The sequence below is a fragment of the Mucilaginibacter jinjuensis genome (genome assembly GCF_028596025.1).
In the GTDB taxonomy this organism is placed as follows: Bacteria; Bacteroidota; Bacteroidia; order Sphingobacteriales; family Sphingobacteriaceae; genus Mucilaginibacter; species Mucilaginibacter jinjuensis.
Map to the genome: position 1 here is coordinate 3176472 of NZ_CP117167.1, position 26392 is coordinate 3202863.

Annotated in this window: 26 protein-coding genes and 2 tRNA genes; 21 read left to right on the top strand and 7 right to left on the bottom strand. The window is 41.0% G+C overall.

The features are described 5' to 3' along the window. The first annotated feature begins 162 nt into the window (after positions 1–162). From PQO05_RS14325 to PQO05_RS14365, 9 genes are all read left to right on the top strand, one after another. Positions 163–762 carry a GIN domain-containing protein gene (locus PQO05_RS14325; RefSeq protein ID WP_273628001.1) on the top strand — a complete coding sequence of 200 codons (600 nt, stop codon included), beginning with the start codon at positions 163–165 and terminating at the stop codon, positions 760–762. Between the two features lie 230 nt (positions 763–992). Continuing rightward, positions 993–1835 carry a helix-turn-helix domain-containing protein gene (locus PQO05_RS14330; protein ID WP_273628002.1) on the top strand — a complete coding sequence of 281 codons (843 nt, stop codon included), beginning with the start codon at positions 993–995 and terminating at the stop codon, positions 1833–1835. Between the two features lie 171 nt (positions 1836–2006). Further along, positions 2007–2531 (top strand): DUF417 family protein, encoded by a 525-nt coding sequence (locus tag PQO05_RS14335; RefSeq protein WP_273628003.1) that lies wholly within the window; start codon positions 2007–2009, stop codon positions 2529–2531. 68 nt (positions 2532–2599) lie between these two features. Continuing rightward, a complete protein-coding gene (locus PQO05_RS14340) occupies positions 2600–3139 on the top strand; it encodes a carboxymuconolactone decarboxylase family protein (protein WP_273628004.1) in 540 nt (179 codons plus the stop codon). A 60-nt stretch (positions 3140–3199) separates the two neighbouring features. Further along, entirely contained in the window at positions 3200–3583 is a 384-nt protein-coding gene (locus PQO05_RS14345; RefSeq protein ID WP_273628005.1) for a DUF302 domain-containing protein, read from the top strand. Positions 3584–3590: 7 nt separating this feature from the next. Then, on the top strand, positions 3591–4442 hold the full coding sequence (locus PQO05_RS14350; RefSeq protein WP_273628006.1) for a nuclear transport factor 2-like protein: 852 nt from the start codon (positions 3591–3593) through the stop codon (positions 4440–4442). 36 nt (positions 4443–4478) lie between these two features. Continuing rightward, positions 4479–5465, top strand: coding sequence for a zinc-dependent alcohol dehydrogenase family protein (locus PQO05_RS14355; protein WP_273628007.1), 987 nt, complete (start codon positions 4479–4481; stop codon positions 5463–5465). 122 nt (positions 5466–5587) lie between these two features. Then, positions 5588–6529, top strand: a complete 942-nt coding sequence (locus PQO05_RS14360) for a heme-binding domain-containing protein (RefSeq protein WP_273628008.1) — start codon at positions 5588–5590, stop codon at positions 6527–6529. Further along, positions 6526–7008, top strand: a complete 483-nt coding sequence (locus PQO05_RS14365; protein WP_273628009.1) for a hypothetical protein — start codon at positions 6526–6528, stop codon at positions 7006–7008. Before PQO05_RS14360 ends, PQO05_RS14365 begins: the two co-directional genes overlap by 4 nt. 621 nt (positions 7009–7629) lie before the next feature. Here the strand turns inward: PQO05_RS14365 and PQO05_RS14370 are convergent. After that, positions 7630–7709 (bottom strand) — tRNA-Leu (locus PQO05_RS14370). A 9-nt stretch (positions 7710–7718) separates the two neighbouring features. After that, the gene (gene hscB / locus PQO05_RS14375; protein ID WP_273628010.1) at positions 7719–8246 is read right to left on the bottom strand and encodes a Fe-S protein assembly co-chaperone HscB; all 528 of its coding nucleotides are present in this window, start codon (positions 8244–8246) and stop codon (positions 7719–7721) included. Between the two features lie 246 nt (positions 8247–8492). Between hscB and kdsA the strand changes: the two genes are divergently transcribed. The 4 genes from kdsA to PQO05_RS14395 all read left to right on the top strand — a co-directional run bounded on the left by kdsA (position 8493) and on the right by PQO05_RS14395 (position 12091). Further along, a complete protein-coding gene (gene kdsA / locus PQO05_RS14380) occupies positions 8493–9269 on the top strand; it encodes a 3-deoxy-8-phosphooctulonate synthase (protein ID WP_273628011.1) in 777 nt (258 codons plus the stop codon). A gap of 4 nt (positions 9270–9273) precedes the next feature. Beyond that, entirely contained in the window at positions 9274–10209 is a 936-nt protein-coding gene (locus PQO05_RS14385; protein ID WP_273628012.1) for a KpsF/GutQ family sugar-phosphate isomerase, read from the top strand. A gap of 287 nt (positions 10210–10496) precedes the next feature. Then, positions 10497–11900, top strand: coding sequence for an undecaprenyl-phosphate glucose phosphotransferase (locus PQO05_RS14390; RefSeq protein ID WP_273628013.1), 1404 nt, complete (start codon positions 10497–10499; stop codon positions 11898–11900). A gap of 109 nt (positions 11901–12009) precedes the next feature. Continuing rightward, positions 12010–12091, top strand: a tRNA-Leu gene (locus tag PQO05_RS14395). Between the two features lie 68 nt (positions 12092–12159). Here the strand turns inward: PQO05_RS14395 and PQO05_RS14400 are convergent. Both PQO05_RS14400 and PQO05_RS14405 read right to left on the bottom strand, forming a co-directional pair. Then, a complete protein-coding gene (locus PQO05_RS14400; protein ID WP_273628014.1) occupies positions 12160–13338 on the bottom strand; it encodes a metallophosphoesterase in 1179 nt (392 codons plus the stop codon). A 113-nt stretch (positions 13339–13451) separates the two neighbouring features. Then, the gene (locus tag PQO05_RS14405) at positions 13452–14021 is read right to left on the bottom strand and encodes a hypothetical protein (protein WP_273628015.1); all 570 of its coding nucleotides are present in this window, start codon (positions 14019–14021) and stop codon (positions 13452–13454) included. A 76-nt stretch (positions 14022–14097) separates the two neighbouring features. Between PQO05_RS14405 and PQO05_RS14410 the strand changes: the two genes are divergently transcribed. Then, positions 14098–14442, top strand: coding sequence for a winged helix-turn-helix transcriptional regulator (locus tag PQO05_RS14410; protein ID WP_273628016.1), 345 nt, complete (start codon positions 14098–14100; stop codon positions 14440–14442). Between the two features lie 14 nt (positions 14443–14456). Here the strand turns inward: PQO05_RS14410 and PQO05_RS14415 are convergent, their stop codons facing one another. Together PQO05_RS14415 and PQO05_RS14420 are read right to left on the bottom strand one after the other, a co-directional pair. Then, entirely contained in the window at positions 14457–15722 is a 1266-nt protein-coding gene (locus PQO05_RS14415) for a tetratricopeptide repeat protein (protein WP_273628017.1), read from the bottom strand. Positions 15723–15800: 78 nt separating this feature from the next. Continuing rightward, positions 15801–16601: a helix-turn-helix transcriptional regulator gene (locus tag PQO05_RS14420; protein ID WP_273628018.1), complete on the bottom strand. Its 801-nt coding sequence runs from the start codon at positions 16599–16601 to the stop codon at positions 15801–15803. 80 nt (positions 16602–16681) lie between these two features. Between PQO05_RS14420 and PQO05_RS14425 the strand changes: the two genes are divergently transcribed. The 3 genes from PQO05_RS14425 to PQO05_RS14435 are packed head-to-tail and all read left to right on the top strand — an operon-like array spanning position 16682 to position 20689. After that, the gene (locus tag PQO05_RS14425) at positions 16682–18022 is read left to right on the top strand and encodes a TolC family protein (protein ID WP_273628019.1); all 1341 of its coding nucleotides are present in this window, start codon (positions 16682–16684) and stop codon (positions 18020–18022) included. A gap of 2 nt (positions 18023–18024) precedes the next feature. Next, a complete protein-coding gene (locus PQO05_RS14430) occupies positions 18025–19083 on the top strand; it encodes an HlyD family secretion protein (protein ID WP_273628020.1) in 1059 nt (352 codons plus the stop codon). Between the two features lie 4 nt (positions 19084–19087). Continuing rightward, positions 19088–20689, top strand: coding sequence for an MFS transporter (locus tag PQO05_RS14435; RefSeq protein WP_273628021.1), 1602 nt, complete (start codon positions 19088–19090; stop codon positions 20687–20689). 153 nt (positions 20690–20842) lie between these two features. Here PQO05_RS14435 and PQO05_RS14440 read toward each other — a convergent pair whose 3' ends face one another. Then, positions 20843–21349 (bottom strand): DUF3347 domain-containing protein, encoded by a 507-nt coding sequence (locus PQO05_RS14440; RefSeq protein WP_273628022.1) that lies wholly within the window; start codon positions 21347–21349, stop codon positions 20843–20845. 140 nt (positions 21350–21489) lie between these two features. Between PQO05_RS14440 and PQO05_RS14445 the strand changes: the two genes are divergently transcribed. The 4 genes from PQO05_RS14445 (at position 21490) to infC (ending at position 26343) form a co-directional block, all read left to right on the top strand. Further along, the gene (locus tag PQO05_RS14445) at positions 21490–22815 is read left to right on the top strand and encodes an MFS transporter (RefSeq protein ID WP_273628023.1); all 1326 of its coding nucleotides are present in this window, start codon (positions 21490–21492) and stop codon (positions 22813–22815) included. Between the two features lie 14 nt (positions 22816–22829). Beyond that, positions 22830–23558 carry a (Fe-S)-binding protein gene (locus tag PQO05_RS14450; protein ID WP_273628024.1) on the top strand — a complete coding sequence of 243 codons (729 nt, stop codon included), beginning with the start codon at positions 22830–22832 and terminating at the stop codon, positions 23556–23558. A 288-nt stretch (positions 23559–23846) separates the two neighbouring features. Next, entirely contained in the window at positions 23847–25772 is a 1926-nt protein-coding gene (gene thrS / locus PQO05_RS14455) for a threonine--tRNA ligase (protein WP_273628025.1), read from the top strand. 1 nt (position 25773) lies between these two features. Then, positions 25774–26343: a translation initiation factor IF-3 gene (gene infC, locus PQO05_RS14460; RefSeq protein ID WP_166586141.1), complete on the top strand. Its 570-nt coding sequence runs from the start codon at positions 25774–25776 to the stop codon at positions 26341–26343. Positions 26344–26392: the final 49 nt, after the last annotated feature.

A 26392-nucleotide genomic window follows, 5' to 3' on the forward strand; every position in this document is an offset into this window, starting at 1 on the left:
CGCCGATAAAATTAACCCGTTCACCGGGTAAAACTGCCTGTTTACATATTAGATGCCTTATTGGGTAACGGGGGCTGTAACGTTTTAAAAACGGGTGCGTCTTATTATCGTAATTAGCACAGAGGCTATTACAATTAACAGATCATCAAAACATTACATAATATGAAAACTCAAATCTTAACCATTGCAACAGTGTTATCATTAGCATTAGCAACCAGCACAAACACATTCGCAGCAACTCATAGCAGCAGCACCAGCACTGTATTAACAGATGTAAAACATATCAACAAAATTGAGGTTCGCGGCAACGTTGAATTATACGTATCAGACGGTGCAACTGATAATGTAAAAGTATACGATAAATACTACAGCGAAAACGCTTTTGTACAAAACCAAAACGGCGTGTTACGCATCGCATCATATAAAAAAGAAAAACTGGTAATTTGGGTAACCGCAGCCGAATTACAAAGCATCACCGCCTATGATAATGCTTCCGTAAAATCATTCGGCAAATTAAACAGCATTAACCTGGAAGTTAACCTTTACAACCGCGCAGCCGCTAACCTTGAAATGGAAGCTTACAGCGCCAACATCAATGTAAACGATCAGGCTACTGCCAACTTAACAGGTACTGTAAACGATTGTAACTTAAAATACAACCAGTCTGCCACAGTAAACAGCACCAAATTTGTAGCCACTAACATGGTTCGTAAAGTAAGCTACGATGGTTTTGCAAAAGCAGAGCAGGTAGCCGGTTTATAAGAAAACACTTTGCAAAAAGTTCAATATATATGCTCACAGCCATCAAAAATTGATGGCTTTTCTTATTTTACGGATTCAATCTTCGCCCGGTCTGTTCTGACAAAAACTTCGGATATCAGGCAGTTAAATGCAGAGTACATCCGTGATTGATTAAACCGTAGTCGCATTTAATCAATCACAGATTTTAATGTAGATTGCGATCTCGAAAAATGAGTAATACAGCACCTTCAATGGATAAGAACATTTTAATGGGAATAGAAAAAATTGCGGCCCCCTTCCTGGAGAAGGCAAAGCAGTTCCCGTTTTATAGTGTTATGTTGATTACTGAAGGTAGTGGCAGGTATTATGCCGATATCGGTAAGTTTGATTTTGAAGCACCGGTTTTGCTTTTCTCAACACCACTTCAAAGTTTAAAAGTGGAGCATAACGTAACGCTTAATGGCTACATCCTGCAATTTCATGGCGACTTTTATTGCATCGAATATCACAAAGCAAGAGTTGCCTGTAACGGGTTGTTATTCAATAATATCTATATAGAGCCTTCAGTAAAATTAAGCGGCAATGAAGCTGCGATATTTGAAGGCATTTGCCAGGATATTGAAAATGAATTTAATGCCGATGAACACGATGAGGTTGTGCTAAGGTCATATCTTCAGCTTTTTCTGGCAAAATCGAGCAGTGTTAAACTACGCAATATGGCTGCCGAAGAAAAAGAACAGCCTAAAGATGAGCAAATGGAGCGCTTTATGCAGTTGCTGGAGCAGCATTACATGGTGCTTCACAAGCCTACAGATTATGCTAATTTGCTTGCTATGTCGCCCAATAACTTCAGTAAGCGGTGTAATCGTTATTATGGCAAATCACCATCGCTAATGATCCAGGAGCGTTTGATACTGGAAGCGAAAAAGAAACTGCACCTAACCAGGCAAAGCATTAAAGAAATCGCTTTCGCCCTTAATTTTTCGGATGAGTTTTATTTTAGCCGCTTTTTTAAAAAATTTACCAAAGTATCCCCACAGGTATATCGAGAGCAGGCAGGTATTTCCATAGTTGCCGATATGGCTTCGTACTAACGTTCGTCAAGTCTCAATACTTATTACTATTAACTTAATAACTCACTTCCTGTAGAGTTGCTTTCTGCTGTCCCATAAGTGCATGCATTAGCCCGATTTGTCCATGTTGGCGGGGCAGGTACCTGCCTAACTTTGGTATATAATTTAACGAAAACAATTATCAACAAAACAATGAATAAATCACTTTTACACTCCATCGCCGGTTTAGAAGGCTTCGGGAAATTTGCAATCCGTTACGGTATCGTAGTTGTATTTCTTTGGATAGGGGCCTTAAAATTTACAACTTATGAGGCCGATGGTATAGTACCGTTTGTGGCCAACAGCCCATTTATGTCAGGTTTCTACAATCAGCCCGAACAATATAAGAAACATATAAACCCCGAAGGTGCATTAATCCCTGCCAATCACAACTGGCATGAGCAAAATAATACTTATGGCTTTTCTTACGGCTTGGGTACGTTTCTGATCATTTTAGGTTTGTTAGTGGCATTTTACCGGGTAATACCATTGCCAAGCATGATTGCCAGTATTCTGATGTTTATCATGACACTTGGCACGCTGTCATTCCTAGTAACTACGCCCGAAAGCTGGGTACCCCATCTTGGCGATCCGTCTTATGGGTTCCCATATCTCTCGGGCCGCGGCCGTTGGTTATTAAAGATATTGTTATTCTGGGGGGTGCAATTCTTAATATGAGTGAATCAGCAAGGTTATATCTGTCACGTAAAAAAGAAAAATCTAATTAATCTCTAAAACTATATAAAATGAAAAATATCGTTGTTCCTTCAATTGAGCAGGTTAGCCCAGAATCGAAGGTGTTGTTTGAAACAATGCAAAAACGTATCGGCAAGGTGCCTAACCTATACGCTACCATGGGTTACTCATCTCATGCTTTAAAAGCATTCTTAGATATGGATGCCACTTTGGCTGCGGGTGTACTTACAGCTAAGCAGAGAGAAGCTGTAGCGCTTGTGGTGTCAGAGTTAAATCATTGTGAATATTGCCTGGCAGGGCACACCCTGGTAGCGATGAAAAATGGTTTAACAAGCGCTGATACAATCGACATTAGAAAAGGCCATTCAAATGACGAGAAAATTAATGCAATTGTGCAATTAGCCAAATCAATAGCAGAAAACAACGGTCACCCTGAAACTCAGTACCTGGATCAATTTTTTAATGCAGGTTTTGATGAGGCAGCATTGATGGAAGTAGTTGGACTTATCGCCGTAAGGGTATTTACCAATTATGTTTTTGCCATCACCAAGGTCCCGGTTGACTATCCGGCAGCACCTGCATTAAATTAAAAAGGACAGTCAGGTGTTATTGTAAAATGACATCCTGCATAAAAATCATAACAACGTTTTATGAAAGCTAAAGGAGTTATTGTTAAGCCAATAAAATTTGCACCGAAGGATGCGATAAAATTGCTCGAGAAATTTTTCAGGCAAAATGGTATCACTATTTATGCAAGGATTGATCAGCAGGCAGAAGCCGCTAACAATGGTACTAAAATTAACCCACTTGTATTTCTCCTTTTCGGCAACCCCGCAAAAGGCGGGCAGGTAATGGTTGAAAACGCTTTAGCTGCTTTAGACCTGCCGTTGAAGGTTATTGCCTGGCAGGATGAAAAGCTGAATAATTATATCGCCTTTAACGATATTAATTATTTGGCAAGCCGGTATTCACTCAGTAATTGTGCTGCACAATTAATTGATATTGGCGCAGTAATCTTGAAAATCTTAAAATAATAAATTCATGAACACAGATAAAGATCTGGCGATAAATATTGTCTCTGATGATGAGAAACAGAGTATTGCCAATCAATTCTTATTAGCTCTTCGCAACAAAAATTGGGATTCTTTGGCATCCATTATAACCCCGGATGCAACATGGGCATTACCGGGCGAAAATCTTCTTTCGGGAATTGCCATTGGTGGGGAAGAGTTTATCAAGCGGGCAAAAACACTGGTTAATAGTGGTGTTTCCCTGCAACTTAAAAATATCCAGTTAAGTTATAGTGGCTTTGCATTATCGGTACATAATCAAACAGCAAAGAGCGATGCCGAACTCGATGTACACGTTGCCATTGTAGCTACGCTTCGTGGAGATAAGATTGCTGCGATCAGAAGTTATGTATCAGATCTTCCCAATATGAATGGGTTTTTCGACGGTAAATTGCTTCATGAAGAACAATTGGAGATGGAACGTCCTAGCTTCGAACAGAAATGGGCGGCAGCTAATACTTTTCTTACGGCCATGAAAACCAATAACTGGGAGCTGATGCAATCGGTAATGATACCCGATATTGAATGGACGTTGCCGGGCAAAAGCCTTTTATCTGGTCCGGCTATTGGTGTTGATGCTATTATTAAGCGTGCCCAATCGCTAAAGAAATTTGGTGTGATGTTCGAGTTACTCCATATTCTTAACGGATGGGATAGCGTTGCTTTATCCTTGCATAATACCGGCAAAAGAGGAGAACTTATACTGGATGAGTATGTGACTATTGTTTTTCAATTGAATGGCGACAAGATAACAGGTTTAACTACTCATTTATCTGATGTACCTGGTATCGAACGGTTTTTTGTACCTGGCATTATTGATTAATTGTTAAACGGTGAAGTTTTATAAAAACAAAAAGATATGAAAGCACTCATTTTAGAACAATTTAATACGCCCTACCAGGTAAAAGAAATAGAAACACCAAAAGCCGGAAAAGGGCAGGTGTTGGTTAAAATTGCCGCAAGTGGCATTAACCCGCTCGATCTGAAAATTAAAACAGGTCAGGCTGCTCATGCTAAGGCACAATTGCCCAATATTCTGGGTATCGACCTTGCAGGTACGGTAACAGCCATAGGTGAAGGTGTGAGCAATTTTAAAGTTGGCGATGAAGTTTATGGCATGACGGGCGGCATTGCTGGCGTACCCGGTACACTTGCCGAATATGCAGCGGTAGATGCGCAGCTTATCGCCAAAAAGCCTCAAAACTTAAGCATGCGCGATGCAGCAGCCATCCCACTTATATTTATTACCGCCTGGGAAGGTTTGGTTGATCGTGCTAACGTAGGCCCGGGTAAAAATGTATTAATCCACGGCGGTGCCGGTGGTGTAGGGCATGTTGCTGTTCAAATTGCGGTAGCAAGGGGAGCCAATGTTTTCAGTACCGTGTCGTCGACACAAAATGATTTGATTCTCTCTTACGGTGCTACACCGATAGATTACAACACCTTATCGGTTGAAGAGTATGTGGAGCAATATACGGGCGGCGAAGGTTTCGATATAATTTTTGATACTGTAGGTGGTGCTGTGTTAGATGCATCTTTTAAAGCAGCTAAACAATATTTCGGGCACGTAATCAGCATATTAGGCTGGGGTACCCATCAGCTTGCACCACTGTCATTTAAAGGCGCAACTTATTCGGGTGTATTTACCTTGTATCGCTTGATATCTGGTAAAGGTAGGGCTCATCATGGCGAAATTCTACACGAAGCCGCTTTGTTGATTGAGGCGGGAAAACTGATCCCTGCGGTCGACCAGCAATCCTTTACTCCTGATAAAATTGAAGAAGCGTATCAATATTTACAGGATGGCTCAAACAAGGGCAAAGTGGTTGTAGATATTGTATTTTAATGTGTTGTGTGTAGTTTGTTAGCAAAAGGCGGGCCGTAAAAAGCCGGCCTTTTTTCTATTTTACATATTAAACAACCATTTGCCCGCTTAAATAGTATATTACAATATAATCTACCCCACGAATGAAAAAGAAATACTTCATTGCTGTGCTTATTCTCCTGGTTATATTTTTATGTATCCAGGCCATCCGCCCGCAGCTCACTAATCCCCCGGCTACTGCAGAGATTGTTGTACCCGATAATGTTAAAAGCATACTTGTAAAAAGTTGTTACGATTGCCACTCTAACCAAACCAATTTACGTTGGTACGATGAGGTTAACCCGGCCTACTGGCAGGTTGTAAAAGATGTTAGAGAGGGCAGAAAGGTATTGAACTTTTCTGAATGGCAAAAAATGCCAAAGCCTGATCAGCAAGCTAAGCTTTGGGAAGCACTTAACCAGGTTGTAGCCGGGGCAATGCCGCTGCCATCTTATACGGCAGTTCACTCATCGGCCAAATTAAGTGAAGAAGATATTAATGTTTTAAAGCAATTCCTTTTGTCGAAAGTAAAGCCGTTGAATTATAATGCTTCCACCGATTCTGCCGCAAGTGCACAGTTTACAAAATGGGGAGCTGATAGCCTTAAAATAAAATCTGTACCAGTTGCGCTTAACGGCATTGCTTTTATTCCCGAGTATAAAAACTGGCAGGTAGTAAGCGCTTCAGAACGTTTTGATAATGGTACCATGCGTTTAATATTAGGTAACCCTATTGCTATTAAGGCTATTCGTGAGCATAAAATATCACCATGGCCACAAGGTGCTACCTTTGCGAAGGTTGCATTTGCTCAGAATAAAGGTAAAGATGGTATAGTCTCGTCCGGAGAATTTAAGCAGGTTGAATTTATGATTAAGGACGCCGATAAATATGCCTCTACTAAGGGATGGGGATTTGCAAGGTTTAAAACAACCAAAATGGTGCCTTATGGTAAAACGGCCATGTTTGCCACAGAGTGCATCAATTGCCATCGCCCCGAAGAGAAAACAGATTTCGTATTTACACAACCTATAAAACTGAACCAATGAAAACGCTAACTAAATTACTAACTGCCATTTTATTATTCAGTTTATGCGCCTGTAAACAGCCCGCAACAGATAATGAGCTTTATAATAACAAAGCTACAGTGCCTGCAAAATTTGATATTGTCAAAAGTGGGCTATCTGTTTTAAATACATCTTTTAATCCGACAAAAAATACCATTAGCATATTGTATGGGAATAAGTTAGCCGCTGAACGACTCAGGACGGCCGATCATCAGGCAAAGCAAGGTGAAGAGCTGGCTTTAGTAACCTGGAAAAGGCAGGCAGATGTACATTGGTTTGGGGCCAATATCCCTGGCGAATTACAGTCTGTAGAAATTGTGAAATTATCGGGTGAGAATCTCAAGCCAAAAATAGATTATCAAAAGTTATTGGGTCCCAATCTGGAACAGGAGAGAGATACAACCGGCCAGCAAAGCCAGGCAAATTTTATTTTAAGTCAAAGAGCATCTGTAATGCCATAGATAAAGATTAATGCTACCGGGGGCGCTTACATCTTAGGGAGGTGTCGCAGTTTTATTGCTGCCTTTTTATTAATTTAGAACAGCGGTTAACACAACCATTATTGTGTAGCCAATGAAGAAATATGCTTTTCTTATTCTAATTATTTTAGTTTTCGCCAATATTTCGAGGGCTCAGCTATCTTTTGATCATTTAACGTAACGGCAAATAGTGGGAAAGTAACGCTGAGCTGGAGAGGGGCAGATGTTGATAACGATATTAGTAGTTATGACCTTTATTTGGTACTACAGCTACCCCGGTAATATTTAAAAGTGGTTTAACGGATAGCAAACAGGATGTCGACGTTTCTGGCGGCAACAAATACTATTGGAAAATAGTAACAAGGATGCAGTTGGAAATACATCAGAATCTACTGTTTTTCAATTTAAGGTTAACTAATTTAAATTAACTTATCTATGCTACCTTAGCGGAGTCGAACCATTTTAATTATTTAACTTATTGAATGTCAGCATTTTGATATTGATAAAATAATTACCCTTTGATAAATATGGCGGTCTTAAATGAGAAAAACCTATTTAACTATCTGATAATCAGTACGTTAAATAGGTTTTTATTTGAAAATGTACCCAGCGCCGGAGTCGAACCGGCACGGTTTCCCACAGGTGTTTGAGACCAGCGCGTCTACCAATTCCGCCAGCTGGGCATTCGGTTGTCATAACCGGGCTGCAAATGTATCTAAAGTCTCTTTAATTCGCAATAAATATTTTTGTCTGTAGTAAATATCTGCAATTTTATTGAGCCGATCTTCTTTTGCAGTATCATCAAGTTCCTGATAATCTGTAGTTAGCGCGTCAAGATCTTTTTGTAAATTATTTTCAATTTCCAGCGTTTCAGCAGTGATTTTGGCCAATTGCTCGCTGTCATCCACCTCCATCAGTCGTTCGTTAATGTCCATCATCTCCATTAAAAAGTCGCCTGGTAATTGAGGCTTGGCACCTTCGTTCAGCAAATTGTGCTGGGTTAATATATAAGCCAAACGTTTGTTAGGATTGGAGAGGGTTTGATATGCTTTATTATTGATGGTTGATAGCTCCAGTATTTCCTGCTGGCGTTCATCGCTTTCATTAGCATAAAAATCGGGATGGTACTTTTTGCTTAACTCGTAGAATTGCTTCTTAAGCTTAGCCTGATCAGGCTCGAAAGATTCAGGTATATCGTAAAATTCAAAAAAATTAATCATTGTTCTGTTGTCGGTTGTCAGTTGTCGGTTGTCAGACAACTTTTATGATTCAAAAATGTAGTACATGCTCTGTTGTCGGTTATCTGTTGCCAGTCAAACAAGGAACGTACAAATGTAATATTTACTGCTTAAGGTATACATCATACCATGGTAACTTGTTTATCCGTTTTAGTTTTTGCCGACAACGGATAACTGACAACCGACAACTAAAAAAAATCATCATCTTTGTAATTATACAATAACACTATGCTATTTGAACAAATGCAGCAAGGCCCTTTCTTTATACTGGGACCATGCGTAATGGAAAATCTGGAGTTGCTTTATACTGTAGCCGAAAAGGTTGCCACTATAGGCCAGAAATATAATGTACCGGTGATTTTTAAATCATCATACGATAAAGCTAACCGTACCTCTATCCACTCGTACCGTGGACCGGGTTTGGAGTTGGGGATGGAATGGCTACAAAAAATTAAAGAAGAATTTAACCTGCCGGTTACAACAGACATTCACGAAAGCTATCAGGCTGCACCTGTTGCCGAAGTTGCCGATATACTGCAGATTCCTGCGTTTTTATGCCGCCAAACAGATCTGTTAGTAGCGGCCGCTAAAACAGGCAAGATTGTTAACGTTAAAAAGGCACAGTTTCTATCTGGTCAGGATATGGAATATCCGGCACAAAAAGTTGTAGAAGCGGGTAATAATCAGGTAATATTAACCGAGCGCGGTAATATGTATGGTTATAATAACCTGGCTGTTGATTTCCGTAATATCTATGATATGAAGAAGTTTGGCTTCCCGGTTTGTATGGATTGTACACACTCGGTACAACGCCCGGGCGGGGCAGGGGGTAAAACTGGTGGCGACCGTACCTTTGTACCGATGATGGCTTTAGCTGCTAAGGCGTTTGGCACAACAGGTTATTTTATGGAAACACACCCAGACCCAGACCATGCCCTGAGCGACGGGCCTAACCAGGTTAAACTGGAGAATATAGAAGAGATCATCAAATCGCTTTTAGATTAATTGCATGAATGATATTGCCAAAAGGGTATTTGATATCGAGATAGAATCGTTAAGGCATGTGGCCGATATGATTGACGATAACTTTACCAATACGGTAAATGCTATTTTAAATACCGAAGGTAAGCTTATTGTTGCCGGTATTGGCAAATCGGGCCTTATTGGTAAAAAGATAGCAGCCACGTTGGCCAGTACAGGTACGCCAAGTTTCTTTTTGCATCCGGGAGAAGCCTTTCATGGTGATTTGGGCATGGTTGAGCCTAAGGATGCCATTATCCTGATCTCGTACTCGGGCGAAACCGATGAGCTTCTGAAGATCATCCCGTTTTTGAAATGGAATGGTAATTTGATTATCTGTATTACCGGTAACCGCGAATCAACGCTGGCTAAAAACAGCGACCATCACTTGGCTGTTGCTGTTACGCGCGAAGCTTGTCCGTTGGCATTGGCACCCACATCGTCTACCACAGCTACTTTGGTTATGGGCGATGCCCTGGCTATTGCATTGATGGAAGCCCGTGATTTTAAACCCGATGATTTTGCGCGTTTCCATCCCGGGGGTAATTTGGGGCGCAGGCTGCTTACCAGGGTTAAAGATGTAATGCAGCGCGATGCTATACCATTTATTAATGAAGATGCTGCGTTTACAGATCTGTTGCTCAAAATGTCTGAAGGCAGGCTGGGGATGGTTATAGTGGGCTCGGCAAATGAAGTTAAAGGCATTGTAACTGATGGCGATTTGCGCAGGGCATTGTTGAAACACCCGGATTTGTCGAATCTTCATATCACAGAAATTATGACCACTACACCTGTTATTATTAATGAGGAAGTGTTGGTTGATGAGGCCGAACAGGTTATGATACAGAAAAAAATCACAACAGTTTTGGTGGGCTCGGTAAATGAGCATACCGTGAGTGGCGTATATCAAATTTACAATAGGTAAAATACAAGCTCTACGGGTTAAATTGTTAATCTGCTTATAGAAATTGATTGCTTATTATGTAAATAATATGGGTGTTTTTACCCTTTAGTTGGGCATTAGAATTGCATATTTTATATTAACTTAGGGGCATATTTATTGAGAGCTCCGTGTGTTTTCTAATTAATAATTGAAAATTTGATAAGGAGAACCCCATTAAATTTTCATTGTCATTTTCAACTCAAATAATTATATTATTTTAGCGGTGCATTTACAGCACCCGCTTAATTTTTCTTTGGAAGTTACTATATATGATTCACAGATACGCTACGTTTATCAAGGCTATTAATTTAACTATTGACTATATTATACTGAATATTAGCATGGTGATAGCTTATCTTATCGTAGATAAATCTTTCATCATGTGGATAAATAACAAAAATTATTTACCCATTGTGTTGGTTTTTAACCTGATATGGCTTTTATCGGCCAATATATCAGGGCTTTATGAGTCGGTATTAAATAAGGATTCGATAAACACTTATCGCAGTGTTTTTAAAACTTATTTAATATTTGTAGGGCTCATCTGCGTTACTATTATCATTATTATTGGTACCAAGGCTTACTTTATTACCCGCGAATATCTCTTTGCGTCAATAGCTTTATTCGGGTTTTTATTGGGCATCTGGAAACTCATATTCCTCACCATCCGCCGTGGCGACAGGCGCGTTTTGATGGATAAACGAAATGTGATCATTGTAGGTGCCGGGCGCGTGGGCCTTGATTTATATAATTATTTTCAGAGCAACCCCGACAGAGGTTATAACATGATCGGCTTTTTTGATGATGACCCCGATCGTGTTAACAATACGGATATGTTTTTGGGTAAAACTCACGAATGTGTGGAGTATGTGATCTCAAACAAGGTACACGAAATATTTTGTGCCTTACCAAGCACAGAAGCTAAATCGATAGAGAAACTGATGCTGGAGGCCGATAAAAATATGATCCGCTTTAAGCTGGTGCCCGAGTATTATAGCTACAGCAACAGGCCTACACTGGTACAAAGCTTTGGCCATATACCTGTAATATCATTAAGGCCAGAACCTCTGGAAAGTGTGCTTAACCGTTTTATTAAACGTGTTTTTGATATTCTTTTCTCGTTGTGCATACTGCTTTTTGTTTTTAGCTGGTTATTTCCAATACTGGCTATCATTATCAAGCTACAATCGCCAGGGCCTGTATTTTTTATGCAGGTACGCTCGGGGCGCGAGAATGAAAACTTTAAGTGCTACAAATTCCGTAGCATGAAGGTTAACAAGGATTCTGATAAAAAGCAGGCCACCCGCGGCGATTCGCGTATTACCAAAATAGGTGCTTTTATGCGCCGTACCAATATCGATGAACTGCCCCAGTTCTTCAACGTGCTGATAGGTAACATGTCGGTAGTAGGGCCACGTCCGCACATGGTAAGCCATACCGAGCAATACTCTAAAGAGATTGAGAAATACATGGTACGCCACTTTCTTAAGCCAGGCATCACCGGCTGGGCACAGGTAAATGGTTTCCGTGGCGAAACTAAAAATACTGAAGCTATGGCCAACAGGGTAGAGGCTGACGTTTGGTATCTCGAAAACTGGTCGTTTTTGCTGGATCTGAAGATTATCTTTTTAACCTTTTGGAATACTGCCAAAGGCGATAAAAATGCCTTCTAAGCAGATCCTGGAAATTAAAATGCCTGATAATGAACCCTAAAGCAATTATTTGCAAAAAAGGTTGCGAAAGCTGGCTCAGAAGTATATCTTTGCAATCTCAAAAATAACCGCGGAAGTGGCGTAATTGGTAGCCGCACCAGACTTAGGATCTGGCGCTTCACGGCGTGGGGGTTCGAGTCCCTTCTTCCGCACATTAAATGAGAAAAGCCTCTTTAAAGAAATTTAAAGAGGCTTTTGTGCTTTTACACAATTTATGATTTTATCCCCGCTTCAATGTAATCACAGCAATCTCGGGCCAAATACCCAATCGGCCTTTAAAGCCTAAAAAGCCAAATCCCCGGTTAACATATAGGTATTTATCATGCCTATGATATAAGCCAGCCCATTGCGGGTATACGTATTTAACAGGGCTCCATTGAAAACCAAACAGCTCTATACCAAATTGCATGCCGTGAGTGTGGCCTGCCAAGGTGAGGTTGATATGCTTGTTGTGCTCCAGCGTCTGCGCTTCCCAATGTGATGGATCGTGCGACATCAGGATTTTAAACTCATGGTCATCTATACTTTGCGATGCTTTAACCAGGTCGCCGTATTTGTGAAATCCACCTTTGCCCCAGTTTTCTACACCAATAAGTGCGATATATTGACCGTTCTTTTCAATCTGCATAGCTTCATTCAAAAGCAACCTGAAGCCCATTTCCTGATGTACCTCTTTTAATCGTACCAGATTTGCCGCTTGATCAGCTTCACTTTCCCAACGGATGTAATCGCCATAATCGTGATTACCCAGTACAGAGTACTTACCTAATGGGGCTTTAAGTGTAGCAAAGCTGTCAATCCAGGGTGTCATTTCGCTGGCTTGGTTGTTAACGAGGTCGCCTGTAAACAATATGACATCACTGTTTTGCTTGTTTACTAAATTGATACCTTTTTCAACTCCGCGTTTACTGGTAAAACTTCCTGCGTGTATATCTGATAACTGGGTAATGGTGAATCCATCGAACTCGGCAGGGAGATCTTTAAACTTAAGTATTGTGCGGTGTACCTTGTAATGGTGGCGGCCGCCCGTCATCCCGTAAATTAAACTTACAAATGGTATCGCGCCAATAAATACGGCCAGCTCACTTACCCAAACACTACGCGGCGGAAAGTGGCGGAATAGCCTGATAATATCTTCGACCAGCAATATCGGCATAGCAAATATTTTAGGTACAAGGGTGAGCAGGGCAAAAGCCATTAGCCAGTTACCTAAACCCGCAGGGGCAATTTTACTTCGGCGTAAAAAAACAATGCTTATTAAGCCTAAAACCAGTATTACGTCGATAAACCAATAGCCATTGCGTATTAAATTATTGGTAGTTAAGGTGTTGATCGCCTGGGCGAAATATAGATCTGAAATAATCCAGATTAATAAAATTAATGGAAAACGTTTAGCCATAACAGTACAGACGATTAAGATAGCCTAACATTTTAATCCGCTATGCGATTAGAATAATAAAGACTTAGGGATGACAAAGATTAGTTACCTTTTAACGTCTGCAAATAAATAAATTATACCCGTATCAACGGTAACTGCAAATTGGTAGGCCTGTTCTCAGGTTTATCAAATGCACGCCCATCAACATTTTTGCTGCCATTAAAAAGCATGTTGTTATAAATATAGATCAAATCATAGTCTACGTATATTTTGTCTGCGCTTAGGCCAAAAATAGGGAATGCCTTTGATTTTACATCTTGTGTGGTATTAATAGCCCAAGGCTCAATATCGGGCAACGGAAACTTGTTAACCGCATCTGCAAAGCCCTGGTGTAATGGTGTAATTTCGTAGGATTCATCTGCTACGTAATCAACTTTATAAGCTCCTTCAGTTAATGGATGTGGTCCCTGCCACGCCAGGTGGCCCTTAATTTCGATTTTAACCAATGGGACACTGCCTATAGCATCTGCATAATTGATAATGCTACAAGCAAAGCTGTTGCTTTTTCCGTATTCAAATTTCCGGCTTAAATAAAAGGGCTGGATATCGCCCGATGTGTTTTTTATTATACTGGGGCGTAGCTCTGTGGTAATGCTTTGCCAAATACCGCCTTTAATAAATTGTTGTGTTTGTTCTGCTGTCATAGGTTAAAGTTCAGCAACATTGTTCCAAATTAAAATATAGTCATTAATTTAGTTCATAGTACTTATTTTCATACTAATGGCAAGTATACGTAAAAACAAAGATTTTAACCCCTACAACTGCCCGGTAACGCATACCATGAACAAGATTGGTGGCAAATGGAAAGTACTGATCATATATGCTATCAGCTTAAAATGCAACCGTTTCAGCAAACTACAGAAAGCGTTGCCCTTAATAACCAAGCAAATGCTGGTAACTCAATTACGTGAATTGGAAGAAGACGGTATTTTAGAAAGGACAGTATACGCCGAAGTACCACCCAGAGTTGAATATAAGCTTTCAGCGCAAGGCCTCTCATTGATGCCCATAATTTCTGTAATGCAGGAGTGGGGGCTAAAAGATTTGGCTGTTAAACAAGAGTAAAAGTGAATTGGAGATTACTCCTCTGTTTGCTCTTCATCAATCTTACCAACTACCTTCTCCTGTGCATGAACCAGTTTTTCTTTCAACCAATGCGTTAAGTTATGATGTAATGGTACTAACACAGCAGCAAGCGCTACTAATATTAATAATTCGAAAACAGGGGTGTGATTAGTTAGTTTCTCCACCCAGGGGTGGATGAGGAGGGTGATAAATTCAAATATCAGCAATAAACTTAAAACGCTCATAAATTCAATAATCCGCCGGTGGGTTCTGGTTCGGCTAAGCAAAAGGGCTACAAGTAAGAACACTACGATAAACAGTGCAATAGCCGATAACTGCAGGTTTTCTTTTCGCTCTTCTAGTTGCTTTTCTTTTTCTTCCTGTAATTCGCGCTGGCGTTGTTGTTCATTATAGGTAAGGTTTTGTACCTGTCTTATTTTTTGTTCGTTAAACGTGCTGTCTTTTAATAGTAAAGCATGCTGGTAATAGCCAATAGCTTGTTTAGGATCTGTTGTTGCATACAATTTCGCCAGTAATTCATTGGCCTCTATAACACCTGGCAGATAGGGGACTAATTTAGCCGTTTCCAATTCTTTCTTAGTATAATAAATGCAGGAATCTGTTTTACCATTACTATTAAACAAAGCCGAAAGCCCCTGGTAGTTGATAAACATACCATAATTTGATTTTGCTTTTATAGCATTTACCAAACTTTGCTGGTAATAACCTTGGGCCACTAAATAGTTATGTAAACCAAAATGTGCCTGTCCTAAGGTTGTTAGCGCCTCACATTGTTGTAAAACCGTCATCCGGTTGCCTAGGTTTTTAACCATTTGGTAAGCCAACTGTGCGTATTTAAGCGCCAGTTGATATTGGTGGTTATCTGCGTATGCCGATGAAAGCACATAAGTGGCTATGGCCAGGTTAACAGGCTCATTAATGGTAGAAAATAACTGCTGTGCCTTAAGTTCGTACTCGATTGATTTTTCCTTGTCTTTCTGGCTTCCGTATATAAAGGATAAGTCCATATAAACATTGCCAATCTCTTTTTTAAGGTTCAAAGATTCTGCAAGTTTTAAGGATGTTAATGCGTGGCTTAACGACATAGGGTAGTTGCCCAGATCCTGATACTTTGAACTTATCTGGTTGTTTAACCATAACCTTTCTGTATCCTGTTTGGCGATAGTTAACAAATGCTTTAAACTATCAACCTGTTTGGATTGGGCAAAAGATGTAAAGACGATAAATAGTAGAAATATTAGTAAGGATAGTTTTTTCATACCAGATTGATGTGCCTGTAGGTTGGCCTAAAATAAGCAATTAGGTATTTTATTTTTTATTTATACCGATAATATATTCTATCGCACCGTAGCGGCAAATTCTGAAGGCCTCATATTGGCCAGTTGCTGAAACGTATTGCTGAATGCCGAAATGCTTTGATAGCCGGTATCGAAGGCGATCTGGCTTAGTGTTAAATCAGTTTGAAGCATTAATTCTACAGCCTTTACGATGCGCACCTGCTTTAAATATTGCAGAAAAGATATACTTAACACGTTTTGAAACAGGCGCGACAAAGAGCGTTCGGCAATATTAAATCTTTCACTTACAGATTTTAGGGTGAGTTGCTTCTCTACATTTTCATACAAATAACGCAATATGGGGCGTAGGCGTTCATTTGTAGTAGTGGGCAGGGCTATGGGTACATTCTGGGGGCTGAGGCTTGGTAATATATTTTTAATGGCGATTAAAAATGCAAAATCCGGATCGGAGGGCTTGATATCATAATCGTAACGCTGCGTATAATTAATCATTTCATGCAATAAGTTATTTACAGGGTAAATACCTGTATGCTGGTAAAAAATATGCTTATCATCATCAGGATAATATATGTTATGGATAATGGCATCACTTGAGAGCCTGATCTGCAAAAAATGATCAACTCCCGGCGGTATCCAGATGTAATGCCTGGCTGGTATCACAAAGGTGTTACCCACAAAATGGATATATGCCAAACCACCCTCTACATAACTTAGCTGCCCTTTTTTATGGTTGTGGACAGGAAAACGCCGTTCGGATTTTTGGGGCATTACATAAATTGACTTACTGTGTTTATCAATCTCAATAAACTGTTCGGCCGAACTTAATTGCTGTATATTCATGTGGCTGGAATCATCAAATATTAGGCAATTTACATCAAATAGTGCGCAAATGCTATAAGTAATTTTGTATCATAAAATTTATGATACTTAAAAATAATAAGCGGTTGTTCCTTTTCATAAGCCTGGCATTGGCTGCAACAGGGGCATTTGCACAGCAGAAAACCACTGCAAGCGCCGCTGTAAACCTGGCTTTACCGCAGGTTTGGGAAAAAGCTGTACAGTATAACAGAACCATACAGATGCAGCAGCTGCACGTGCAAAGCAGCGAAGAAGAAATAAAAGATGCTAAAGCAGAACGCCTGCCCGATATTAAGGCCGAAGGCGAGTACGCCAAAGTAAGTAATATGCCCATGTTTGAGAACGGCATATTTAGTACCCCAACCCAGTATCCGCTCATACATACCTATTATAAGGTAGGTGCCGATGCTTACTTCAATATTTATAGTGGTGGCAAAACCAATCTGAAAATAGAGGAACAGCAAACTATCCAAAAGATAAGAGAAGAGCAGAAAAACCTGACGGTATCGCAGATCAAGCTCCAGGCTTCAGGATATTTTTTGGACTTGCAACGCAGCATGATCTTCAAACAACTCATGTTAAGCAACATCGCCGAGCAGGAAAAACAACTCGACCGTATTAAGCAGTTGCTGAAAAATGGTGTGGTTTTAAAAAGCGATGTACTACGTGCAGAACTGCAGTTATCGAAAGAAAAGCTAACGCTTACCACCATCACCAATGATATAGCCATTGCTAATCAGAAACTTAACATTATGATTGGTGAACCCGACAGCCTGGTGGTTAATCCCGTAAATGCTGATGGCGTTGATTCTGCCTCGGTTAAATCTTATGCTGACTACCTGAATGATGCACAAGGCCATGCTTTTCAGAACAAAATTTCAGAACAGGAAACCAATTTACGCAGATTGCAATTAAAAGATGTAAAGGCTAATCTGTCGCCCAAAATTGGCTTGTTTGCTAACTATGCTTACAGCTATCCGCAAATCCAGTTTTATCCTTATGGAGGCTATCTGTATGGTTTGGGTATGGCGGGTATCCAGGCTTCGTTCCCAATTTCGGCATTTTACCATAATAAGCATAAGGTAAAAGCTTCCGAAATTGAGTTCAGACAACAGGAGGTGGAGCATCTGGATACGCAGGACAATGTAAGGCAGCAAGTAAATGAAGCCTATCTGCGTTATAAGGAAGCCCTTAACCGCATCAGTGTAGCCCAAACTAATATTCAACAGGCTACAGAAAATTCAAGGATCATCAACAACACATACTTTAATCAAACATCATTGGTAACCGATTTGCTTGAGGCCAATACCCAGTTGCTTCAAACCAAATTTGATCTGGCTGCTGCGCAAATAGGCGCACAAATGCAATATTACAAGTTACAGGAAGTTACAGGCAAATTATAATCATGAGCACCTCTAATCAATACACCCAAACAGATAAATTAATTACCCGCATAACGGCTTGGATAGCAGGGATAATCCTACTGTTCCTCATCGTATGGGGGGGCATTTCCTTATACAATTTGTATTTGTACGAAGATACCAATGATGCCCAGGTACAGGAATATATTAACCCGGTAACCAGCCGCGTGTCGGGTTATATCCGCGAGATCCGTTACGAAGAAAATCAGGACGTTAAAAAGGGCGATACACTGATCGTAATCGATAACAGCGAATATGCTATTCAGCAACAGGAAGCACAGGCTGCTTTAGATAATGCCCGTGCGCAGGTACAGGTACTAAACAGCAATATCGAAACATCGGCTAAAACATCGCAGGTAAGCCAGTCGCAAATTGCGGCTGCCAAAGCACGTTTGCTGAATAAAGAACAAGATTACGATCGTTATAAAAAACTGTATGATGTTGAATCGGCCACGAAACAACAATTGGAAAATATGCAGGCTGCGCTGGATATTGCCCGGTCAGATTATCAAACAACGATGGAAAACTACCAGGCTTCTTTATCCAAAGTAAACGATGCACGTGTACAAACCGCAGTTTTACAAGCCGAAATTAAAAGGAGGGAAGCTGTAGTTGGCCGTAACAAACTAAATGTAGATTACACCATTATAACTGCCCCATACAACGGTAAAATGGGCCGCCGAACCATACAGCAAGGCCAGGCCATTACAGCCGGGCAAACGCTTGCCTTTATAGTGGATCAGGATGCCGGTAAATGGGTGGTTGCCAACTTTAAAGAAACCCAGGTGAAAAACATGAAGGTTGGCGATAACGCTGAGGTTGAAGCCGATGCCTATCCGGGTCAGAAGTTTAATGGTAAGATCATTTCCTTATCACCGGCCACGGGTTCAAGCTTTTCATTGTTGCCGCCCGATAACTCTACCGGTAACTTTGTGAAGATTGTACAGCGTATCCCGGTTCGTATCAGGCTTACTGATGATGTTAATACTATTGCACCGCTGCGTGCAGGTATGAACACCAACGTTATTATCCGTAAAAAATAAGATCATGAGCACAGGAAAAGTTATGCCGGTGTTTAAAGGCTGGGCTTCCGAATGGCTTATCCGGTTCGCCATTTTTATGGTTGTTGTACCATCGCTTGGCTTGTTCGGTTTGTCTACGGCTAATGGTGGTGCAGCCGCGGGCTTCTACGGGATAGAACCTGCAGATGTACAATACTCTATGGTAATATTCTATGCTGCCGTAGCCAGCTTTTTTGCGTTGGAACGCCGTTTCTTTAGCTTTATAGCTGTAAAACAATATCTTATTATTTCCACTGTAGTTCAGGTGGTTACCTCATACATTTGTTTTAGTACCCGCAACCTGCATGTGCTGTTTATATTCCGTTTTATACAGGGCATGGCCAATTGTGCAAGCACCAGTATTTGTATTACGCTGATATTCAGCAGGCTTAAAAGCGAGCGTGCCCGTGAGATTGGCTACTCTCTGTTTTATGGTTTGCTGCTTTGTATTACGCCGCTTACAACACTGGTAACAGCGGGGGTGGTAGATGCTTTTAATTACAACGTGCTGTATAAATTCATCATCTACTTTTATGTGCCGGGTGCAGTGCTGCTTTTTATGATGATGAACAATGTGCGGCTTGATAAAAAATTTCCGCTTTACCAGGTAGACTGGCCCAGTTTTATTATTTACGCTTTAATGCTGAGCCTTATGGGATATGTGTTGCTATACGGACAACAATATTACTGGTTGCAGGATAGACGTATTCTGTGGTCGGTTATAGCAATTATAGTTTTGTTAGCCATTCATATTGTTAGGCAGCTTAGTTTAAAGCGGCCTTATTTAACGCTCGAAGTTTTTAAATACCGTAACTTTTCGGTAGGGCTGTTGCTGATATTTATACTCTATATCTGTCGTGGTGCTTTGGGTATTACAACAACTTATTTTTCGGCTGTTTTAGGGATGGATCCTTTCCATCTGGCCGATATACTGATAGCCAACATGTTTGGGATATTTGTGGGCGTGATTATATCATCGAGGATGTTGTTGTTGCACAGGCCTATGCGGTTTATCATTATGCTGGGTTTTAGCTTTATGCTGGTTTTCCACGTGTGGATGTGCTTTTTGTTCGATACTCAGGCCAATGCTTCAGAGTTCATTATTCCGCTGATTGTGCAGGGTTTAGGTGCAGGGCTGTTAATGGCACCGCTTATCATTTTTACCGTATCATCGGTGCCAACCCATTTGGGTAGTACGGCATCAGCAACAGGTGTGTTCTTTAGGTTCGCGGGTTTTTGCTCGAGTATTGCGTTTATCAATTACTTCTCGTTGTTTAAGCAAAGCGGGCATTTCAATCGCTTTCAGCAATCAATTTCTGATGCCGATCCTGTTACTGTACAACGTATCGCCGGATATAAACAAGCGCTAATGGGCCGTGGTATGGCGGCCGATCAGGCTGCTAAAGCTGCCAATGGACTGGTAGTTCGCTCCGTAAATGCACAAACCTTAATGCGTTACAGTATGGATTATTACCAACTGATTAGCTGGGTAATTTTGGTTGTCATTTTACTGGTTGCTATTTATCCGTACATTAACCGTACTAAAATAAACCTGGAAGGTAATCAACCAGCTCCGGCTTCCTATTAAAAATTTATTATCCCATAGCTGTAACTAACAGGTAAATAAGCTCGTACTAATAACTATTAACTAAACTAAAAACCGAAGGGGTTATGAGCATTGCTCATAACCCCTTCATCGTATTTTCGCCGTGGTTGTTGTTGTCACCAACAATTACAGGCTTTACTTACCAACCGGTTTCAAAGTAGCTTTCACCTCACCGCAATCAGGCATCGTTTTACCATAGTATGGGTTTTCAATGGCAGATTTTTCGCTGATCCAGTATGCTTTCTTCATTGGGCAGTACTGCTCGTAAAGCACGGTGCTATTAGCTTTTAAGCCGCTTAGTACAGTGTACATATTTTTAGATAAGCTTTCAAAATGCTCGCGCTGGTGATCTATGGCACTTGATTCGCTGATATGGCGGCTATCAAATTGCAATTTCTCCAGGTTAGCTGCTAATAATTTTTGTTGATCTGGTTTCAAGCTTTTATCAACCGGGGCTGATAATGCGGTTAATAAAGCAGCAGCTTTGGCCTTTGCAGCGGTGGCATCGCTGGCTACTAAGGCATTCTTTAGCCCCAAATAAGCCTGAGTTATTTTATCGACAGATGTATTGGCTTGTGCATTAGCTACTAATACTGCGCATGCCAGTAGCAGAGATAGTGAAAGAGTTTTTATTGTTTTCATGGTTTGTGTAATCTGATTAATTGTGAACGTAAATATGTTAAGAACATTTTAATAAACCAATATCGATCTATAAATACAGCTGCAAAGCTTAAATAAGTCCCCCTTGTGTTGCATTGTAAAATGTATATCTTAGCATCAGCATGGAAGCTAAAAACAACCCCAAAACCATCCGCGCCTGGGCTATGTTCGATTGGGCAAACTCATCGTACAACCTGGTTATCACTTCAACTATTTTCCCGGCTTATTTTACAGCTATAACCACCACCAAAGAGCATGGCGATGTGGTTACATTTTTCGGCCACCAATTCATCAACACCGCTTTATCTAACTATGTATTAGCCGCAGCCTACCTGTTAGTAGTATTAATGCTACCGATATTAACTTCGATAGCCGACTATAAAGGCAATAAGAAAAGCTACATGCAATTCTTTACCCTGATGGGGGGTATTGCCTGCTGCGGTCTCTATTTCTTCAAATTAAATACGCTCGAAACCGGAATGATCTGCTTCGGTATTGCGGCTATTGGCTACTGTGGAGGATTTGTATTTTATAACTCATACCTGCCTCAAATTGCCACACTCGATAAGCAGGATGCAGTTAGTGCCAAAGGTTTTACTTACGGCTATATCGGCAGTGTTATTTTACAGATCATCTGCTTTGTATTTGTATTATCGCCCAAAACGTTTGGCATTACAGATGCTACTTTCCCGGCACGGTTATCATTTTTATTGGTAGGTATCTGGTGGATTGGTTTCGCACAGATTCCTTTCGCGGGTTTACCAAAAGGTGTGCCCAATGCTTCGGTATCACCTAACTATAATGTAATTAGCGGTGGTTTTAAAGAACTGGGCCATGTTTGGAAAAACGTTATGCAAATGCCACTGCTTAAACGTTACCTGCCTGCTTTCTTTTTTTACTCAATGGGCGTACAAACCATCATGCTGGTAGCAGCTAATTTTGGTGCTAAAGAATTAAAGTTGCCGGAAACCAGCCTTATTGGGGTCATTTTGGTAATCCAGATTGTAGCCATTGGTGGCGCTACGCTAATGTCGAAACTCTCTGATAAATACGGTAACGTTAAGGTATTAATAGGGGTAGTATTCATTTGGATCTGCGCTTGTATCGCTGCTTATTTAACAACCAATGCCATGCAATTTTACGCGCTTGCTGTTGTAGTTGGTTTAATAATGGGAGGGATCCAATCGCTGTCACGTTCTACTTATTCTAAATTTTTACCGCAAGATATTACCGATACGGCATCCTACTTCAGCTTTTATGATGTTACCGAGAAACTGGCCATTGTAATCGGTTTATTTTGCTTCGGTTTTGTGGAGTCGTTAACCCACAGCATGCGTAATTCAGCGCTTATACTGGCTATATTTTTTATTGTCGGGATGATTTTGTTATTTTCATTGCTGGCTGCTGAGAAGAAAAATCATAAAAATTCGGAACTTAGCGGTTTGTAATTTAATATAGGCTGATGAAGGTTGAGTTATTTATTCCGTGTTTTATTGATCAAATGTATCCTGGTACTGCTTTTAATACCGTTAAGGTATTGGAGAAGGCCGGTTGCAAAGTAACCTATAATACGGCTCAAACCTGTTGTGGTCAGCCTGCTTTCAACGCTGGTTTCTGGGACGATGCCAAAGCCATAGGCAGTAAATTTTTGGATGATTTTTCGGCCGATAGCGTAATTGTATCACCATCAGCCTCTTGTACTGGTATGGTGCGTAATTATTATAATGATCTGTTTACCAATACTGCGGTACATAATAAATGCCGGGCTGTGCAAGGCAATATTTACGAACTGTCTGACTTCCTCATAAATATCCTCAACGTAGATTACTTTGGTGCCGAGCTGGAAGGCCATGCCGTATACCATGATAGCTGCAGCGCCCTGCGCGAATGCAAGATCAAAGCCGAACCCCGCCAACTCTTATCCAAAGTGCATGGGCTGGAATTAGTAGACCTGCCCGATAATGAAACCTGTTGTGGTTTCGGCGGAACATTTGCTGTAAAGTTCGATGCTATATCCAGCGCGATGGCGCAGCAAAAGGTTGATTTCGCCCTGGCTGCCAATGCCGATTATATTATCTCTACCGATGCATCATGCCTGTTGCACCTGCAAAGCTATATCGATAAACAGCAATTACCTATTAAAACTATGCACCTGGCCGATGTTTTGGCTATGGGATGGGGAAATGTTTGATGATTTCGGATGTCGGATGTTCGATTTCGGATTTATAAGTAATAGTAAAAAGACACGTCATTGCGAGGTACGAAGCAATCGCGAACTGTACAGGGCTGCTTTGTAGTCCCGATAGCTATCGGAAAGGGGTTACTTCATACCTCGCAATGACGCTCAAGTGATAAATCCGAAATCGAAAATCCGACATCCGAAATCCCTAAAAAAACAGTATCTTCGCAATTCGACAATAAATCACTTTGTAGGTGATTGTTTATTAAAATTTTATTGAACAATAAATCATAGTTGTAGATGATTAGTATTACACTTCCCGATGGTTCCGTTCGTCAGTACGACAAGGGGATCACTTCCATGCAAATTGCACAATCCATTTCCGAAGGTTTAGCACGTAATGTATTAGCCGCCGAAGTAAACGGCCAGGTATGGGATGCAAGCCGCCCGATTGAAGAAGATTCGAACGTTAAATTATTAACCTGGAATGACGATGCCGGTAAGGCAACCTTCTGGCACTCATCGGCCCACTTAATGGCCGAGGCGCTTGAGGCACTTTACCCGGGTACCAAGTTTGGTATCGGCCCGGCTATCGAAACCGGTTTTTATTATGATGTAGACTTCGGCGATCAGGAATTTTCTTCAGATCACTTTAAACAGATCGAAGATAAAATGCTGGAGCTGGCTAAGGCTAAAGAGGAATTTATCCGCAAGCCGGTTAGTAAAGCAGATGCTATTGAATATTTTACCGAAAAAGGCGATGAGTACAAGCTGGACCTGATTAAGGACCTGCCCGATGGCGCTATCACTTTTTACTCACAAGGCAGTTTTACTGATTTGTGCCGCGGTCCGCATATCCCTAATACAGGTTTCGTTAAGGCTATTAAGCTGATGAACACTGCCGGCGCATACTGGCGTGGCGACGAAACACGCAAGCAGTTAACCCGTATTTACGGTGTTACTTTCCCTAAGTCTAGTGAGCTTACCGAATACTTGCGTGTTATTGAAGAAGCAAAAAAACGCGATCACCGTAAACTGGGTAAAGAACTTGAACTGTTTGCTTTCTCTGAAAAAGTAGGCATGGGCTTGCCATTGTGGTTGCCAAAAGGTACTGCATTGCGCGAGCGCTTGGTTAACTTTTTACAGCGTGCGCAAGTTAAAGCTGGTTATGAGCAGGTAATTACTCCGCATATAGGCCACAAAAACCTGTATGTAACTTCTGGCCATTATGAGAAATATGGTAAGGATAGCTTTCAACCGATAAAAACCCCGCAGGAAGGGGAGGAGTTCTTCTTAAAACCGATGAACTGCCCGCACCACTGCGAGATCTATAAAACTAAACCACGCTCTTATAAAGACCTTCCGGTTCGTTATGCAGAGTTTGGTACTGTTTACCGTTACGAGCAAAGCGGCGAGCTGCATGGCTTAACCCGTGTACGTGGCTTTACTCAGGATGATGCGCACTTGTTCTGCCGTCCCGATCAGGTGAAAGAGGAGTTTATGAAGGTGATAGACCTGGTACTGTATGTTTTCTCGGCCCTGGGCTTTGAAGATTATACTGCACAGATCTCTTTACGTGATCCTGAAAACAAATCGAAATACATCGGTAGCGACGAGAACTGGGCTCTGGCCGAATCTGCTATTATGGAAGCGGCTGAAGAAAAAGGCCTGAAAACTGTAGTAGAATTAGGTGAAGCGGCTTTCTATGGCCCTAAGCTTGATTTTATGGTGAAGGATGCTTTAGGCCGTAAATGGCAGTTAGGTACTATCCAGGTAGATTATAACTTACCAGAACGCTTTGAACTGGAGTACACTGGCAGCGATAACTTAAAACACCGCCCGGTAATGATCCACCGTGCACCATTTGGTTCACTGGAGCGTTTTGTGGCTGTTTTGATAGAGCATTGCGCCGGTAATTTCCCATTGTGGTTGTCGCCAGATCAGTTTATTATCCTGCCGATATCAGAAAAATTTGAAGATTATGCAAAAAATCTTTCAGATGAACTAAAAAATTCCGATATTCGCGGGCTAATTGATTTCCGAGACGAGAAGATAGGCAGAAAGATCAGAGACGCGGAAGTTAAAAAGATCCCATATATGTTAATTGTGGGGGAAAAAGAAGCTGCCGAAGGCACTATTTCCGTTCGAAAACACGGTACCGGCGACTTGGGGAGTTTAACGATTGAAGAATTTAAACAACAATTAATTAAAGAAACAACAGTATAACTTGGCATTAAATAAACCAAATTTTAGCAGAGGGCCACGCCCTCCCTTCAAAAAAAAGGAAGCTGAACATAATATCAATCAATTTATCCGGGCTCAGGAAGTTCGCCTCGTTGGTGATAACGTAGAACCGGGTGTGTATTCACTCCGGGATGCATTGGCAATAGCTGAGCAACAGGAACTGGACTTGGTTGAAATATCGCCGAATGCTGTACCTCCGGTTTGTAAAGTTACTGACTATAACAAATTTATCTACGAGCAAAAGAAAAAGCTTAAAGAGATAAAGAACAATGCGAAACAAACGGTAATTAAAGAGATCCGTTTTGGACCGAACACAGATAGCCACGACTTTGAATTTAAGCTGAAACATGCAATTAAATTCCTGGAGGACGGTGAAAAAGTTAGGGCTTACGTACACTTTAAAGGCCGTGCAATTGTTTACAAAGAGCAGGGTGAGATATTACTGTTACGCTTTGCACAGGCTTTAGAAGAAGTTGGTAAAGTAGAGCAATTACCGAAACTGGAAGGTAAACGGATGTTTTTAACCGTTGCGCCTAAGGCAGGTAAAAAGTAATTGTTAGCAAAACTGAATTAAGACAAACGTAGTGCATACTACGTGAAAC

Bases quoted from the DNA above. Each gene is read 5' to 3' on its own strand.
- PQO05_RS14350 (WP_273628006.1), top strand. From the start codon at position 3,591: ATGAACACAGATAAAGATCTGGCGATAAATATTGTCTCTGATGATGAG.
- PQO05_RS14425 (WP_273628019.1), top strand. From the start codon at position 16,682: ATGATACTTAAAAATAATAAGCGGTTGTTCCTTTTCATAAGCCTGGCA.
- PQO05_RS14345 (WP_273628005.1), top strand. From the start codon at position 3,200: ATGAAAGCTAAAGGAGTTATTGTTAAGCCAATAAAATTTGCACCGAAG.
- PQO05_RS14385 (WP_273628012.1), top strand. From the start codon at position 9,274: ATGAATGATATTGCCAAAAGGGTATTTGATATCGAGATAGAATCGTTA.
- PQO05_RS14430 (WP_273628020.1), top strand. From the start codon at position 18,025: ATGAGCACCTCTAATCAATACACCCAAACAGATAAATTAATTACCCGC.
- PQO05_RS14325 (WP_273628001.1), top strand. From the start codon at position 163: ATGAAAACTCAAATCTTAACCATTGCAACAGTGTTATCATTAGCATTA.
- PQO05_RS14405 (WP_273628015.1), bottom strand. From the start codon at position 14,021: ATGACAGCAGAACAAACACAACAATTTATTAAAGGCGGTATTTGGCAA.
- PQO05_RS14340 (WP_273628004.1), top strand. From the start codon at position 2,600: ATGAAAAATATCGTTGTTCCTTCAATTGAGCAGGTTAGCCCAGAATCG.
- hscB (WP_273628010.1), bottom strand. From the start codon at position 8,246: ATGATTAATTTTTTTGAATTTTACGATATACCTGAATCTTTCGAGCCT.
- PQO05_RS14330 (WP_273628002.1), top strand. From the start codon at position 993: ATGGATAAGAACATTTTAATGGGAATAGAAAAAATTGCGGCCCCCTTC.
- PQO05_RS14435 (WP_273628021.1), top strand. From the start codon at position 19,088: ATGAGCACAGGAAAAGTTATGCCGGTGTTTAAAGGCTGGGCTTCCGAA.
- PQO05_RS14335 (WP_273628003.1), top strand. From the start codon at position 2,007: ATGAATAAATCACTTTTACACTCCATCGCCGGTTTAGAAGGCTTCGGG.
- PQO05_RS14390 (WP_273628013.1), top strand. From the start codon at position 10,497: ATGATTCACAGATACGCTACGTTTATCAAGGCTATTAATTTAACTATT.
- PQO05_RS14420 (WP_273628018.1), bottom strand. From the start codon at position 16,601: ATGAATATACAGCAATTAAGTTCGGCCGAACAGTTTATTGAGATTGAT.
- PQO05_RS14365 (WP_273628009.1), top strand. From the start codon at position 6,526: ATGAAAACGCTAACTAAATTACTAACTGCCATTTTATTATTCAGTTTA.
- thrS (WP_273628025.1), top strand. From the start codon at position 23,847: ATGATTAGTATTACACTTCCCGATGGTTCCGTTCGTCAGTACGACAAG.
- PQO05_RS14410 (WP_273628016.1), top strand. From the start codon at position 14,098: ATGGCAAGTATACGTAAAAACAAAGATTTTAACCCCTACAACTGCCCG.
- PQO05_RS14445 (WP_273628023.1), top strand. From the start codon at position 21,490: ATGGAAGCTAAAAACAACCCCAAAACCATCCGCGCCTGGGCTATGTTC.
- kdsA (WP_273628011.1), top strand. From the start codon at position 8,493: ATGCTATTTGAACAAATGCAGCAAGGCCCTTTCTTTATACTGGGACCA.
- PQO05_RS14355 (WP_273628007.1), top strand. From the start codon at position 4,479: ATGAAAGCACTCATTTTAGAACAATTTAATACGCCCTACCAGGTAAAA.
- PQO05_RS14415 (WP_273628017.1), bottom strand. From the start codon at position 15,722: ATGAAAAAACTATCCTTACTAATATTTCTACTATTTATCGTCTTTACA.
- PQO05_RS14360 (WP_273628008.1), top strand. From the start codon at position 5,588: ATGAAAAAGAAATACTTCATTGCTGTGCTTATTCTCCTGGTTATATTT.
- PQO05_RS14450 (WP_273628024.1), top strand. From the start codon at position 22,830: ATGAAGGTTGAGTTATTTATTCCGTGTTTTATTGATCAAATGTATCCT.
- PQO05_RS14400 (WP_273628014.1), bottom strand. From the start codon at position 13,338: ATGGCTAAACGTTTTCCATTAATTTTATTAATCTGGATTATTTCAGAT.
- PQO05_RS14440 (WP_273628022.1), bottom strand. From the start codon at position 21,349: ATGAAAACAATAAAAACTCTTTCACTATCTCTGCTACTGGCATGCGCA.